This is a genomic window from Gloeothece verrucosa PCC 7822 (assembly GCF_000147335.1).
GTDB lineage: Bacteria > Cyanobacteriota > Cyanobacteriia > Cyanobacteriales > Microcystaceae > Gloeothece > Gloeothece verrucosa.
Genome location: NC_014501.1, coordinates 4,428,282 through 4,442,346, shown reverse-complemented (window position 1 = coordinate 4,442,346; position 14,065 = coordinate 4,428,282). Strand labels below are relative to the sequence as shown.

The 14,065-nt window shown below is 39.8% G+C and carries 12 protein-coding genes; 6 read left to right on the top strand and 6 right to left on the bottom strand.

The features are described 5' to 3' along the window. Positions 1-12: 12 nt before the first annotated feature. The 4 genes from CYAN7822_RS19715 to CYAN7822_RS19700 all read left to right on the top strand — a co-directional run bounded on the left by CYAN7822_RS19715 (position 13) and on the right by CYAN7822_RS19700 (position 6,743). Positions 13-1,011, top strand: a complete 999-nt coding sequence (locus CYAN7822_RS19715) for an Npun_R2821/Npun_R2822 family protein (RefSeq protein ID WP_013324016.1) — start codon at positions 13-15, stop codon at positions 1,009-1,011. A gap of 20 nt (positions 1,012-1,031) precedes the next feature. Continuing rightward, positions 1,032-1,949, top strand: a complete 918-nt coding sequence (locus tag CYAN7822_RS19710; RefSeq protein ID WP_013324015.1) for an Npun_R2821/Npun_R2822 family protein — start codon at positions 1,032-1,034, stop codon at positions 1,947-1,949. 217 nt (positions 1,950-2,166) lie between these two features. After that, on the top strand, positions 2,167-5,328 hold the full coding sequence (locus CYAN7822_RS19705; RefSeq protein WP_013324014.1) for an ATP-binding protein: 3,162 nt from the start codon (positions 2,167-2,169) through the stop codon (positions 5,326-5,328). Next, complete coding sequence (locus CYAN7822_RS19700) at positions 5,325-6,743, top strand: GGDEF domain-containing response regulator (protein ID WP_013324013.1); 1,419 nt, start codon at positions 5,325-5,327, stop codon at positions 6,741-6,743. Before CYAN7822_RS19705 ends, CYAN7822_RS19700 begins: the two co-directional genes overlap by 4 nt. A gap of 54 nt (positions 6,744-6,797) precedes the next feature. Here the strand turns inward: CYAN7822_RS19700 and CYAN7822_RS19695 are convergent, their stop codons facing one another. Both CYAN7822_RS19695 and CYAN7822_RS19690 read right to left on the bottom strand, forming a co-directional pair. Beyond that, on the bottom strand, positions 6,798-7,661 hold the full coding sequence (locus CYAN7822_RS19695) for a cation diffusion facilitator family transporter (RefSeq protein WP_013324012.1): 864 nt from the start codon (positions 7,659-7,661) through the stop codon (positions 6,798-6,800). Between the two features lie 331 nt (positions 7,662-7,992). Continuing rightward, positions 7,993-9,048 (bottom strand): peptidylprolyl isomerase, encoded by a 1,056-nt coding sequence (locus tag CYAN7822_RS19690; RefSeq protein WP_245602773.1) that lies wholly within the window; start codon positions 9,046-9,048, stop codon positions 7,993-7,995. Positions 9,049-9,319: 271 nt separating this feature from the next. Between CYAN7822_RS19690 and efp the strand changes: the two genes are divergently transcribed. Next, positions 9,320-9,877, top strand: a complete 558-nt coding sequence (gene efp / locus CYAN7822_RS19685) for an elongation factor P (RefSeq protein WP_013324010.1) — start codon at positions 9,320-9,322, stop codon at positions 9,875-9,877. 132 nt (positions 9,878-10,009) lie between these two features. Further along, positions 10,010-10,507, top strand: coding sequence for an acetyl-CoA carboxylase biotin carboxyl carrier protein (accB, locus tag CYAN7822_RS19680; protein ID WP_013324009.1), 498 nt, complete (start codon positions 10,010-10,012; stop codon positions 10,505-10,507). A 25-nt stretch (positions 10,508-10,532) separates the two neighbouring features. Here the strand turns inward: accB and plsY are convergent, their stop codons facing one another. The 4 genes from plsY to CYAN7822_RS19660 all read right to left on the bottom strand — a co-directional run bounded on the left by plsY (position 10,533) and on the right by CYAN7822_RS19660 (position 13,864). Then, complete coding sequence (plsY, locus tag CYAN7822_RS19675) at positions 10,533-11,198, bottom strand: glycerol-3-phosphate 1-O-acyltransferase PlsY (RefSeq protein ID WP_013324008.1); 666 nt, start codon at positions 11,196-11,198, stop codon at positions 10,533-10,535. A 288-nt stretch (positions 11,199-11,486) separates the two neighbouring features. After that, a complete protein-coding gene (locus CYAN7822_RS19670; RefSeq protein ID WP_013324007.1) occupies positions 11,487-12,839 on the bottom strand; it encodes a DUF3086 domain-containing protein in 1,353 nt (450 codons plus the stop codon). Between the two features lie 84 nt (positions 12,840-12,923). Beyond that, entirely contained in the window at positions 12,924-13,319 is a 396-nt protein-coding gene (locus CYAN7822_RS19665; RefSeq protein ID WP_013324006.1) for a DUF3119 family protein, read from the bottom strand. A gap of 155 nt (positions 13,320-13,474) precedes the next feature. After that, on the bottom strand, positions 13,475-13,864 hold the full coding sequence (locus tag CYAN7822_RS19660) for a phosphomannose isomerase type II C-terminal cupin domain (protein ID WP_013324005.1): 390 nt from the start codon (positions 13,862-13,864) through the stop codon (positions 13,475-13,477). Positions 13,865-14,065: the final 201 nt, after the last annotated feature.

Here is a 14,065-nt window from a genome sequence, read left to right as displayed (position 1 = left end):
TTCTAATAACTAATGGATGGAATTTGTACCTTAGCTAATGATCGAGTTTACGACCAATTGGTGGCTTTACTCAATAGTATTGAGGTCATTTCAGGGGAAAACACCCCCGTCTGTGTCTATCCCTATGATGATAACTTAGACCGTATTACGGCTGAAATTGCCCAACGTCCTAACGTACAGTTATATGATGATCAAGTATCTATGGCCAGTTGGGACGAATTTGCTCGTCGGGTTTGGGATACTCATCCCTCTGCCCGAGAACGCTGGCAACGCGCCGGCAGTACGGGTTATCATCGTTTCGGAACTCATCGACGTTATTGTGCTTTTGATGGGCCTTTTGAACGCTTTTTGTACATGGATGCTGATACTTTATTAATGAACTCGGTTGAGTTTGTTTTTAAAAAACTCCATGACTACCACTGTGTTGTTTATGATTTTCAACACAAAGACCCCACCCATGTTTATGAGGTATCCTCACCAAAATTATTAGAGGTTTTTGAAGAGGAACGAGTTGAAAAACAAATTTTTTGTTCGGGATTCTATGCCTCTAAAAAAGGGTTATTTCCCCAAGACAAGAGAGAAAAATTAATTGCTCAACTGCTTGCAGGAGACGCAGAAATTCTCTATCCGATGGCACCGGACCAAACCCTGGTCAATTATATGATGATGAAGTCAGGTGCTTCTATTTATAATTTTGCTCTAGAGTTACCCAAAGAACAGAGAACGGGTTGCTGTGTGACTTCTAGTCATTTCCAAGCTAAAGATCATATCCTTTATGATCAGGAAAAACCCTTAACTTATATTCATTATATTGGCCTGTCTTCTCAGGTTTTTAGTCAAGTCTGTAACGGAAAAAATCTAGATTTCCCTTACCGAGATATCTTTTTACACTATCGTTATTTGAAAGAACCGGAAAAACGGCCTCAGTTTACCTCTAAACCTCAATGGTATGAACAGTCTCCTCCTTTAAGTTTAGGAGAACGGATTTTAAAAAAATTGAGAATCAATTAAAGCAGCAACAAGGATAAATCATGAGTCGCGGGATATATATTACGGCTAATGACCGAGTGATTGACCAAGCCATCGCTCTTTTAAATAGTATTCGGTTATACGATCAAGAAACCCCTATTACTTTGATTCCTTATGATGATAATTATCAAGAAATAGCTCAACTTTTAAAAGACAAGTATGCCGTTAATCTTTATCAAGATTTAGAATTTATCGAACGCCTATCTCAAAAATTATTTGAAATTTTTGGCGATAAATTTTTTGCCCGTCCTAATCAATTTCGGAAACAATCCTGCTGGTTTGGCGAATTTGATGAATTTCTTTATATTGATACTGATATTGTCGTTTTTGAAAAAATTATTGACAATCTTAATTATTTCAAGGATTATGATTTCCTCTGCTGTGATTATCAGCATAAAGCGGGAATTAGCAATGTTTTTAATCCGATAGTTAGAGAAGAAAATATATTTAACGAGCAAGAATTATTAGATTTATTTAATGGAGGATTTTGGGCCTCGAAAAAGAATTTGATTTCTGAACAAGATTTATATGAGACTTTTGCCGAATGTGCCGCCCATCCGGATTATTTTGATTTTTCTCAAAAAACCTCTGACCAGCCGATTATTAATTATATGATTCTCAAAAGAATTCAGCGTCGTTTTAATCTGGTGAGAAAATTTGAAAAAGCTCCCGGAAATTGGGCGGGAACTCCCCATTTTATCCGACAAGAAAATATATTAATCGATCCCAAAGCTGACCAACCTTTACAATATTTACATTGGGCCGGTATCCGGATAGAACCGGGTTGTCCTTATTGGGATATTTGGAAATATTACCGTTATCTAGGTGAGGCACACCCCCCCGAAGATTCTCAACTGAAAAAACCTCCCAGTCAGTGGCAGCAAATTCGAAGAAAAATTAAGGGATTTTTGGGTAGGTAGAAACCCCTAAATTGTCGCACCGTTAGCCGCTAACCCTTATCCCTTAACCCAGTGCTATAATAATAATCAAACCATGATGACTCTAAGCTACACCTGACTATTTTTTGGGCAGATAAAATTATTTCATTCATAGCAAAAATAGGAGTATTTTGGCATTAACCAAAATTTCTCCAACTTTCTGCTGATTGGATTTTAATTTTCCCATGACTGCCTAAAAATGTTTTTAAGTCGTATTATCACTAAACTCCCTCTGCATTTTATCTTCATTGCTCCCTTTGTGCTGCAAATTTTTGGCACAGTGGGGTTAGTGGGATATTTATCATTTAGAAATGGACAAAAAGCCGTAGAAGAATTAGCTTATCACTTAATGAATGAAATCGGCTATCGCATCGAGCAAAATTTAGACAGCTATATTAATATTTTAGAACAAGTCGTCCAAAATAATGCAAGCCTTCTCGAGCAAAATATTTTAGATTCACAAGATTTACCAGCACTCGAAACAGTTTTGTGGCAACAAATCCATATTTTTAGACAACTGAGTGCAGTCATGATCACCAACGATAAAAAAAAATTTAGAGCGATGGAAAGGCTTGATGATGGTTCAATTATTTTAAGACTGTACGATCCATCCACAAGGGGAAAAATCGAAAATTATCAACTCAATAATAAACAGCAAAAAATTCAATTAATTTCCAGCCATTCCTACGATCCCTATAAAGATCCCCCTAATGATCCTTGGTATACAGCCACGAAAAACTCAAAAAAACCCTCTTGGCGCATGGTAGTTTCTGCGGTGAGAGGGCAAAACCAACCCTTACTGATGCTGGCTTACTTTTCCCCTTTTTATAATCAGAATAAAGAATTTAAAGGCGTAGTGTCATCTACCTTTCATCTCGAACAGATGGGAGATTTTTTAGAGAGTTTAAAAATTGGCAAAAGCGGCGAAGCATTTATCATTGATGAACAAGGCTTTCTCATCGCAACATCCACCAGAGAAACCCCCTTTACCCAACAGGTAGAAACCACTAGAGCCAAAAATCTCGATCCGAAAAGACGACGAAAAGCCGCGCTGAAAAGTGAGAATTTTTTAACTCGAAGTGCCACTGAATTTTTATTACATTCTTTTGCCGATTTTCGGCAGATTAAGGGACATTATGATACCAGCTTTACAGTGAATCATCAGCGCTACTTTTTACAAGTGATTCCGACTCAACGAGACAGAGGGTTAAATTGGCTCACGGTGGTAGTGATTCCTGAATCGGACTTTATGGCAAATATTGACGCTAATACCCAGACAACAATAATTTTATCGGTATTGGCCTTGTTAATCGCTATAGTTCTCGGTGTTTTAACAACTCGTTGGGTCACTCAACCGATTTTAAAATTAAATCAAGCGGCTAAAAATATTGCCCAAGGAGAATGGGATAAAACCGTACCGGTTAATCGTACTGATGAACTCGGAGAACTGGCTAAATCCTTCAATATGATGGCGGAGCAACTGCAAAAAACCTTTGCCCAACTGCACAACTCTCAACATCGTTTGAGTCAGTTTCTCGAAGCTGTGCCTGTAGGTATTTCTGTTCACGATACCAAAGGAAAGCTGTACTACGCTAATCGAAAAAGCCTAGAGCTATTAGGGATTTCTAGCCCCTTAGAAGCCGAAATGGAGCAATTAACCCAAGCCTACCACACTTATCAAGCAGGAACCCTTGAACTCTATCCCACAGACGCTTTACCCATTGCTCGTGCTTTAAAGGGAAAAACCACTTACGTTGAAGATATGGAACTCCATCAACTCGATAAAATTGTCCCTCTAGAAGTTTGGGCAACACCGATTTATGATGAAATGGGAAATATCGTCTATGCTATAGCCGCTTTTCAAGACATTACTCAACGTAAACAAACCGAGCAAATTCTGGCCGACTATAACCGCACCCTAGAAGCACAAGTGAACCAACGAACCGCAGAACTCGCCCAAGCTAAGGAAAAAGCCGAAGTAGCTAACCAAACTAAAAGCACCTTTATCGCTAATATGAGTCATGAATTGCGAAGTCCCCTAAATGCGATTTTAGGGTTTTCCCAACTGATGGCCGCTTCGGGTGATTTATCGGCGGCAGATCAAGAAAATGTAGAAATTATTAACCGCAGTGGCGAATATCTCCTGAATCTAATCAATAATATCTTAACTATTGCCAAAATTGAAGCGGGAAAAACCACATTAAACCCCAAGGATTTTGACCTCTATCACCTATTAGGTGAAATAGACGAGATGTTTGATTTAGAAGCCGCCACTCGAGGATTAAAACTTAATTTTGAAATCCCTGCCGATGTGCCTCGATATGTTAACACCGATGAGGTCAAATTACGCCAAGTTTTAATCAATCTCCTCAGCAATGCCCTCAAGTTTACCCATGTGGGAAAAATAGGGGTTTATGTTCAAACTGAAGCAAAAACGCCGACAACATTATTATTTAGGGTGCAGGATACCGGAGTAGGAATTGCTCAGAGCGAATTAGACCTACTGTTTAAAACATTCAGTCAAACTCAAAGCGGTCAAAACTCTCAAGACGGCACAGGGTTAGGGTTAGCCATTAGCCGCCAATTTGTGCAATTAATGGGAGGAGATTTTAGCGTTGAAAGTCGAGTCGGTGTTGGCACCACTTTTAGCTTTACGATTAGAGTGAATATAGGCGAGCCAACTGCACGCTTAACCCCATTATCTTTATCCCGTGTTATTGCCCTTGAATCCAATCAACCCCGTTATAGAATTCTCGTGGTTGATGATCAATCTCAGAATCGAAAATTGTTAACCAAGTTGCTTAATTTTGTCGGGTTTGAAGTTAAAGAAGCTTGTCAGGGTCTAGAAGCAATTGCTATTTGGAAAAATTGGCAACCTCATTTAATTTGGATGGACATAAGAATGCCTGTGATGAATGGTTATGAAGCCACTAAATATATTAAACGCAAAAGCCAAGCGACCGTAATTATTGCTATCACCGCCTCAGTTTTAGAAGAAGAAAAAGCCCTCATTCTTTCTTGCGGTTGTGATGATTTCGTCAGAAAACCCTTTCAGCAATCGACCATTTTTGAGATTATGGCTAAACATTTAGGAGTTCGTTATATTTATAGTCAAGAACCTCGAGAGCCTAAACCCCAATCTAAATTGAAGCTGACTGCCGAAAGTTTTCAAGGTATGCCGTTTCAATGGTTAGTGCAACTTGAGCAAGCTAGTATCGATTTAGATGAGGAGTTAGTGCTAAGTTTGATTGAGAAAATACCCTCAAATAAAACTGACTTAGCTAAAGCCTTAACCCATTTAGTTGCTCAATTTAAAATCGATGAAATTCCGACAATTATTGAACAGTTAAAAGCAAAATGAACCCACCCGATGAGACGGATCAATCTGAAAATATTTTAATTGTTGATGACCAAGCTAATAATTTACGTATTTTATCAGAAATTTTAGCTAAAAAAGGTTATAAAATTCGAAAAGCTATTAATGCGAATAGTGCTTTAAAAGCCGTTTATTCCACTCTCCCTGATTTAATTTTATTAGATATTAGAATGCCAGAAATGGATGGCTATCAATTTTGTGAACGAATCAAAGCTGATGCCCAAACTTCAGAAATACCGATAATTTTTTTAAGTGCTTTAGATGAAGTATTTAGTAAAGTTAAAGCCTTTCAAGTGGGGGGAGTAGACTATATTACTAAACCTTTTCAAGAAGCGGAACTAATGGCACGGATCGAAAATCAATTGATCATTCAGAGACAAAAAAAACAGTTACAAGCTGAAATAAAAAAGCGTCAGGAAAAAGAATTAGAATTGCAAGCAGAAATAGAAAAACGCAAAGAAACAGAAGAAATTTTATATCAATCTCGTGCGTTAATTAACAGTGTTTTAAACAGTTCTATGGATGGCATAGCCGCGTTACAATCAATCCGCGATCAAGCCGGTGCAATTATCGATTTTCGCTGTCTTTTAGTCAATCCCGTGATGACCAGAATGTTGAGATATAAAAAAGAAAAGTTGATCGGAAAAATTATGCTGAAAATTTTTTTACAAAATCTTGATGCTAAATTATTTAATAATTTTGTCGAAGTGGTAAAAACCGGTAAACCCTTAGAAAAAGATTTTTTTTATAAAAAAGAAAATGATGAACGATGGTATCATTTTATCGCCTTAAAACTCGGGGACGGTTTCTCAATTACCGTGCGGGATATTACACAACGGAAATTGATGGAATTAGAATTACAACGCCTGGCTAGAGTTGATGGTTTAACCGGAGTAGCTAACCGTCTTTGTTTTGATGAAACTTTAGCGAAAGAATGGCAACGCTGTCGCCGGGAACAAGAACCTTTATCCTTAATTCTTTGTGATGTAGATTATTTTAAAAAATATAATGATACCTATGGTCATCTAAAGGGAGATGAATGTTTAATTGAAATTGCTAAAGCTATTAGCCGTGCTGTTAAACGTCCAACCGATTTAGTGGCTCGTTATGGCGGGGAAGAATTTGTCATTATTCTCGGTAATACTGCAACTGAAGGCGCTATCACCGTTGCTAAAGTCATTCAAGAGAAAGTCCAGCAACTGAAAATTCCTCATCAGACTGCAAAAGATAAAAACTATATTACTTTAAGTATTGGGGTAGCTAGTGTAATTCCTTATCCAAAATTATCACCTAAAATTTTAATTGCTTCGGCCGATAGAGCCTTGTATGAAGCTAAAGAGCAAGGACGGGATTGTCTGATTATTGGTAACTGTTTATTGGAAAACATTACACTACAGTAGTGCGGAACACGAGCGTTGCACCCCAGCCTACCGATTTAGTTGGCAAACAGTCTCTTAGCCTTTAGGTTCCAAGTGAGTATTGATATCTGTTGTCGGTAAAGCATCAATAATGGCTTGTTCTATCTCTTCACAAAGTTGATGTCCACGCTTGACAGTCCATTCTCCAGGCACGACAATTTTAAAAGAAATAAAACGTTTGATACCGGCTTGACGAGTTCTCAGTTCTTGAAATTGAATTTCGTCATTTTCATAAACCATAAAAATATCCGTAATCTTTCTTAAATCTTCTCTTGATAAAGAATGATCTAACAAAGCAGAAGCCGTTTCTCGTAACAGTTTTACGCCTGTAAAAATAATATTAGCCGCTACTAATAGCGCGATGATGGGATCTATTATCAACCAACCGGTTAATTTAACCAAAAGAATGCCAATAACCACTCCTACCGAAGTCCAGACATCAGTTAAAATGTGGTGAGCATCAGCGCGAAGGGTAATTGAATTTAAACGTTTACCCGCACGCAAAAGAACCCAAGCTACTGCCGCGTTAATTGCTGTGGCGATTAGAGATAATCCTAAGCCAATTCCTATTTGTTCTAAGGGTTGAAGATTAAATAAACGTTCGCAAGCCGCTACGCTAATACTGAGCGCCGCTACCACAATTAAAGCACTTTCTAACCCACTAGAAAAATACTCCGCTTTAGAATGACCAAAAGGATGTTCAAAATCAGGGGGTTTAGCAGCTAACGACAGCGCCCAAAAAGCAAATAAGGCAGCGATGAGGTTAATTCCTGATTCAAGAGCATCTGAAAGTAACCCGACTGAACCTGTGAACCAGTAAGCCCCAAATTTGAGAGCAATGGTTGCTAGGGCGGCACCAATTGAAATTAGCGTGTAAAAACGGGCTGATTTAGCACTCATAAGTTTTACATTTTATGTTAGATAAAGCAAAATAGCATTATTCTTTAGGCTTGCATCTTGATAATATTCCTTCAATAAATGATATTGAGCTAAGAAAAAATTTAGATAATCATCATCCAAAATTATCTTTTATTTTTTCAAGTAACTGCCAAGGGATTTGCTTAAATTCTACATCTATTCCCATAATTAACTCTTTTTTTTAATAATTTTATAAAATCTGGCTTTTCACCCCGTCAAGCTTTCTCCTTCTCTCTTTAAAAAGAATAGTCAAGGAATTAATTCCCTGACTAAAACTTTACTTTTATTTAATAGCAATAAACACAAAAATGAATTAGCTGGCAGGCGGCTCGACTAAATTATCTAAACCATCCACCACTTTAGCCGAGATAACTTTGTCCTTATCAGTCAGTTTTTTGAGAACGTCTTTTCCGTCGACTAAATAGCCAAAAACCGAATAACGTCCATCCATTAAATTAAATCCAGGAGGAGTTAATTCATTATCAAACTTAAAAAAGAAAAACTGAGAAGAACCGCCATTAGGGTCAAATTCCGGACGGGCTAAAGCCACAGCACCATAAGCACTAAACGGTAAAGCCAAATTAGGCAGATAAATACCTGCATCCTCCAAAGTCATACCATAGATAGGCGCTTCTTCGCCTTTCATCAATACTTCTAAAGGAATGGCCCGATACTCTCCGGTTTTAGGGTCAATAAACCCTTCTTCTTTTCCTAGAGGATCACCCGTTTGAATGACAAAATCATCCTCAGAACGTAAGAAAGGTAAACCATCATAAAACCCACGCTGTACCAAGTCAACGAAGTTACCCGCATTGACAGGGGCACTATAGCCATCCACAATTAAAGTTAAATCCCCTTGAGTGGTTTTCACTTCTATAGTGGCACGTCCTTTGAGTTGAGGTAAATTAGCGTATTCAGAGGGCACATCAAAAGGAAACCCTTCTATCATTAATTCCTCTAGCTGAGTAATTTTAGGCAGTAATTCCTTGGAAGTGAGCAATAGTTGTTGCTTATCTTGAGCATCGGCGACCTCGACAAGTTGATCGACTCCGGATGTGAGTTGATCAATTAATGCCACTGCCTCGGGTTGGCGTTCATCAGGTATACTTTTTAAAATCGAGTCGCGCCGAAGGGTTAGCAAAAAAGCGGCATTTTTAAGGTCTTTTTTGACTGAACTCCAACGTTTAGCCTTGAGATATTTACCTAGTCCTTCGAGATCAGCTTGAACCGTTCGGATGGTTGAATTGTCAATCGGTAAAGCATTGCGTAAAATTGCTCTAGGATCGGTGACCGCATCACCTTGGGCTAGAACAGCAATTACCATAGGTTGCCCAATGGGCAGACACCATCCTGCACTCGAGATCCCCATTGAGAGGGTCGCAAATAACAGGGTTACTAAAGAGGTCTTCAGTAATCGTGTAAACCAATCGAGCCAAAACTGTTTTACTGGTTTCATCAATCTTAATTAATGTTTAAACTTATCAAGCCCCTCCACTGTAACTTTGTAAGTTGTCGGCTCTACTCTTGTCAATAGGGTTAGTCATTAGTCACTGCTAACTAAGCCTAACGACTAAAGACTAATGACTAATGACTAATGAATGGTAAAATGTAATCTTGATCTTTGTAAAGTTAATCCCTTCATGATTTCGAGTAATGATTTTCGGAGCGGTACTACAATCGAAATAGACGGGTCAGTCTGGCGAGTTGTGGAGTTTCTCCACGTTAAACCAGGTAAAGGCTCTGCTTTCGTTCGCACTAAATTAAAAAATGTTCAAAGTGGCAACGTTGTAGAACGAACCTTCCGCGCAGGCGAAAGCCTTCCCCAGGCAACCATCGAAAAGAAAACTATGCAATATACCTATAAAGACGCTGATCAATACGTCTTTATGGATATGGAAACCTATGACGAAGCGCGGCTAAACCCTAATCAATTGGGGGATCGCTCTAAATATCTTAAAGAACAGATGGAAGTTAATATCTTGTTCTGGAATGATCAAGTATTAGAAGTAGAACTTCCTACCTCTGTTATTCTAGAAGTGACTGAAACCGACCCAGGTGTCAAAGGCGATACCGCCACAGGCGGCAGTAAACCCGCTATCGTTGAAACCGGTGCCCAAGTGATGGTTCCTTTATTCATCTCCATCGGTGAACGAATTAAAGTAGATACCCGTGATGGGTCTTATCTGGGTCGGGAATAAACATTTTTGTGTTATTGATGATTCAGTCGGGAACGAGTTCCCGACCCCAGCCCAGTTGTCAATTAGATTTTTTTCGATCTCTGACAACTGCTCCCTCCTATCCCTTAGAAAAACTTATAGGAAGTATCATTAGTGTCGATTAATTTTAACGAACTTCGGGAACTATTAGGAACTATCTCCCAAACAGATATTACGGAATTAGTTTTAAAAAGTGAAGAATTTGAACTGACCGTCCGCAAGGGAACCCTAACCCTACCCGTAGCACCGGTTACTGAAAAGCCTACGCCGGAAGTGGTGATCCCCTCTGCGCCCTCACCCCCTCCACAACCCAAGGTTACTAAAAGCGAACCCCTAGCTGATGAACCCACACCCCCCACCATTGATAAAAACTGGGTTCCCATTACTTCCCCAATGGTAGGCACATTCTACCGCGCGCCGGGACCCGATGAAGCCGCCTTTGTGGAGATTAATGATCGCATTCGTTCAGGACAAACGGTCTGTATTATAGAAGCCATGAAACTCATGAATGAAATTGAGGCAGAAGCCTCCGGACAGATCATGGATATTTTAGTAGCGAATGGGGAACCCGTCGAATATGGACAGACTTTGATGTGGCTCAAACCTGAGTAATCTAATCAAAGCTGACTCCCTACACCTAGCTAGTGGATATTTCTTCAGTGGACAATTTTTGTCCAATTTTCGGTTCAGTCCCCTCAATTAAGCGCTTAATATTGGTACGGTGGCGAATAATGACATAAACACCAGCCAAGGCGGCAAATAATAAATAAGGAAGGGGTTGAGTCAATCCCCACATCAAAAGATTAACGGCGATCGCTCCAGTAATCGAACTCAGTGAAACAATACGCGATATCCCAAGCATAACCAGAAAACTCCCTAAAGTTCCGGCTGCTACCAGAGGATTGATCACTAATAACACCCCTAAACCAGTGGCGACCGATTTTCCTCCCCCAAATCCCAGAAAAATTGAGCGGCTATGACCGATCAGTGCCGCTAAACCGCTTCCAATAATTAACCAAGCTTGCCAAGATTGAGGTAAGGGGTTAATCTCGAGCAGATAGAGCCATTTCACCAAAGCCACAGCAAGCGAGCCTTTGAGCAGGTCGATCCCTAAAACAACGATGGCAGGGGTTTTTCCTAATGTTCTTAAAACATTGGTGGCCCCGGTGGAACCCGAACCATGTTCTCGGATATCAATCCCTTTGAGATAGCGTCCGGCTAGATAGCCGGTAGGAATTGAGCCTAACAAATAAGCAATAACAAGTATAAGAGTTGCTGTTGAAATTAGCGTTAGATTAGTCATTAGTTATTAGTTATTAGTTATTAGTTATTAGTTATTAGTTATTAGTTATTAGTTATTAGTTATTAGTTATTAGTCATTAGTGGTTAGTTATTAGTGGTTAGTTATTAGTTATTAGTTATTAGTTATTAATCTCCTTGCTCACCCGTTAAAATTTATAACTAATTACTGTTAATTGTTAACTTTTAACTTCTCCCTAATGACCCATGACTAATGACTAATGACTAATGACTAATGACTAATGACTAATGACCCATGACTAATGACTAATGACCCATGACTAATGACTAATTAATAAACATAACTGCTCATTTGTTGGGGATCAGGAGCAAAAGCTAACCACAAAGGAAATTGTAACAGGGATAAATTAATGCGGTCTTCGGTTTCATCCATGATCACCAGTGGCATTTGTTTGTCATCTACCAGTCGATCAGCCTTTTGAATTAAAGCTTCTGGAGATTCAAACAAGACCACGCCGCGATCCGGTCCAAAATCACTGCGGGAAATCCCCAAACAATCCTGTAATCCCCGTCGCCATTCTCCCAGACGTTCGGGGCTATTGGCAAGCACCAGAACCCGAGCGCGATCACCATAAAGACTATACAACACTGAAGCCACTGCTGAGGCCACTAAAATATTTTGTAAACGACTGCCCATACTGCGAATGGTGCCTCGTCCTCCTTGGGAAAAGAACCAATTTTGCACACGTTCAGCATGGATCGGTTCAAAAGTGCGGCGAAGTTGCCAGGGAGGCCCATAATAGTCGGGGCGAGTGCGGTATTGGTCTAAAAGTTCGCGAATTCGGCGGGTCTGGCTTTGAAACCCTTGAGGAGCATATTGAGGTTGAGGGGGTTCGATTTTTTGAAGCGGGGGTTCGGGTGTCCGTTGAGGTTGTGGTTTTTCCCAATTTTGATAGCTCGGCAACTCTAATTGTTCGGCCGCGGCGGCTAAATCTTGTAGACTGCCGACTAAATATTCTTTAAATCCTTGTACTCGAATCGCTAATTCTTGAGACACGCCGGCAAAGGTTGTCCGCATTTCTTCTCGGATACGTTCCCGACGGCGTTCGAGTTGTTCTACTGATATTTCTAGGGCATTTTTGCGTTGTTCGAGTTCTTTTAACCCTTCTTTGATCATTTGCCCTAAAGTGTTTTCAATTTCAGCCACTTGTTGCTGAAGAATTTGTGTTTTGCGTTCTTGTAATGCTTTGATTTCTAACTCTAATTTTTGCTTTTGCTGTTGCAGTTGGCTAATTTCTGAATTCAGTTGAAAAGCCTCTTGGTCGCTTTCTAGTTCATATATACTAGGAGAAAAAATATCTTCTAGGGTTTGTTCTATCTCATCTGGGCGTTCCGGTGTGGGGTCTAAAGGAGACAAAACGCGAGTTTCCTCCACTTTTAAAGGCTCTGCTAGAACCGGCAAAGGTTCTAATTTAACAGGTGGTCGATCTTCATCTAATACTGACTCAAATGGGTCTTGAGGGCTTTCTAGATTAATCGGTGGGCTATCGGGTTCAGTAAAGGCGGCTTCTTCTGCGTGCCAGTGATCGGGAATAGCATATTTTTCAGATGAGGATTTTAGGGAGTCATCTGAGTTTGTTTGCGAAATCTGTGCAGGTTTTCCTTTCGTTTCGTCAGAATTCATTAATCAAGGTCTTGAGTAATGGGGGTGAGCGTCAGTTGGTAAGCGGTGATGGGGATGGAATTCCCTCTGCCTATATCTTTTATTTTACTTGGTTTGTTTAGGACAACGTTGTTCTAGACAAGTTTTTAAAGTTTCTGGAGCAAAGATAATCGGTAAAAAGTGAATACTTTTAACTTCTCTAAAATAAAACAGAATGGGGACGCGATTCCAATAGATTTCCCAATGTGTCCAGTCTTTGTAGGGAAAGCGGCGGATCAGTTTACCTGAGCGATAGACATCTAAGTCGGTTTCTGTAAATTGTAGCCGAATCAGGACGGTTTGAATAAGCAAGAATAGGCCCAATAGGGCTATCACTAGGCTCACCGTTGGTTGCACACCGACCAATGGGATAGCGGCAATAATCAAGAATAGGGGAATTTTGTAATTAGGGGCGAGTTCAACGGTTTGAGACAGATTTGGGGTAGGCTTAACAGTAGTCATGGTAGCTCGCTCTAAGGGTTTTCTGATTATTTTAACAGTTGGCTGGCTTATCCCTACTAAGCTTTTCACCAAAAATAGATTCGCCCCTTACCAACAATAATTATCACTTAAATAGAATTAGTTAGAGGCAAATCAGGGAATTTTTTGCCAATTTTTTAGCTATCTTCCGGAAAACGAATAATATCATCGTCTCCTAAATATTCCCCATTTTGCACTTCGATCATCACTAAAGGAATTACCCCCGGATTTTCTACCCGGTGACGAGTATTCATGGGAACATAAGTAGATTCTTTTTGTTTTAGGAGCGTCTCTTTTCCATCACAAATGACTCTGGCCGTTCCAGATACCACAATCCAATGTTCACTGCGATGGTAGTGCATTTGGCAGCTAATATGATGTCCAGGTTTAACCAAAATACGATTAATGCGGTAGCGAGGGCCTTCTTCTAAGACTGTAACGGTTCCCCAGGGCGGAGTTCTAGTCATTTCTAAGTCCCGCGCTGATGCTGCCATTTCTGTGATGGGTTCTTGATTTTCGTCGCTCATGCTATTGCGGTCCTTTTTCGCTAACTTGGGCAAATCATGCACTGCATCTAAATTTTATCTGATAATACGGAAGCGAAAAACTCTCATCTTTTAACAAAAATCTGGCGAAGATGTCACTGAGTCAAAAAACGCATCGCATCAACAGAGACTTAAGCCGCGCTAAATCAAAAGACTACGGCAGCATCCTAAATTATTTACAGT

Coding starts and splice junctions, on each gene's coding strand:
- efp (WP_013324010.1), top strand. CDS start 9,320: ATGATTTCGAGTAATGATTTTCGGAGCGGTACTACAATCGAAATAGAC.
- CYAN7822_RS19700 (WP_013324013.1), top strand. CDS start 5,325: ATGAACCCACCCGATGAGACGGATCAATCTGAAAATATTTTAATTGTT.
- CYAN7822_RS19715 (WP_013324016.1), top strand. CDS start 13: ATGGATGGAATTTGTACCTTAGCTAATGATCGAGTTTACGACCAATTG.
- CYAN7822_RS19695 (WP_013324012.1), bottom strand. CDS start 7,661: ATGAGTGCTAAATCAGCCCGTTTTTACACGCTAATTTCAATTGGTGCC.
- CYAN7822_RS19670 (WP_013324007.1), bottom strand. CDS start 12,839: ATGAATTCTGACGAAACGAAAGGAAAACCTGCACAGATTTCGCAAACA.
- CYAN7822_RS19690 (WP_245602773.1), bottom strand. CDS start 9,048: ATGGGGATCTCGAGTGCAGGATGGTGTCTGCCCATTGGGCAACCTATG.
- CYAN7822_RS19660 (WP_013324005.1), bottom strand. CDS start 13,864: ATGAGCGACGAAAATCAAGAACCCATCACAGAAATGGCAGCATCAGCG.
- CYAN7822_RS19710 (WP_013324015.1), top strand. CDS start 1,032: ATGAGTCGCGGGATATATATTACGGCTAATGACCGAGTGATTGACCAA.
- CYAN7822_RS19705 (WP_013324014.1), top strand. CDS start 2,167: ATGTTTTTAAGTCGTATTATCACTAAACTCCCTCTGCATTTTATCTTC.
- plsY (WP_013324008.1), bottom strand. CDS start 11,198: ATGACTAATCTAACGCTAATTTCAACAGCAACTCTTATACTTGTTATT.
- CYAN7822_RS19665 (WP_013324006.1), bottom strand. CDS start 13,319: ATGACTACTGTTAAGCCTACCCCAAATCTGTCTCAAACCGTTGAACTC.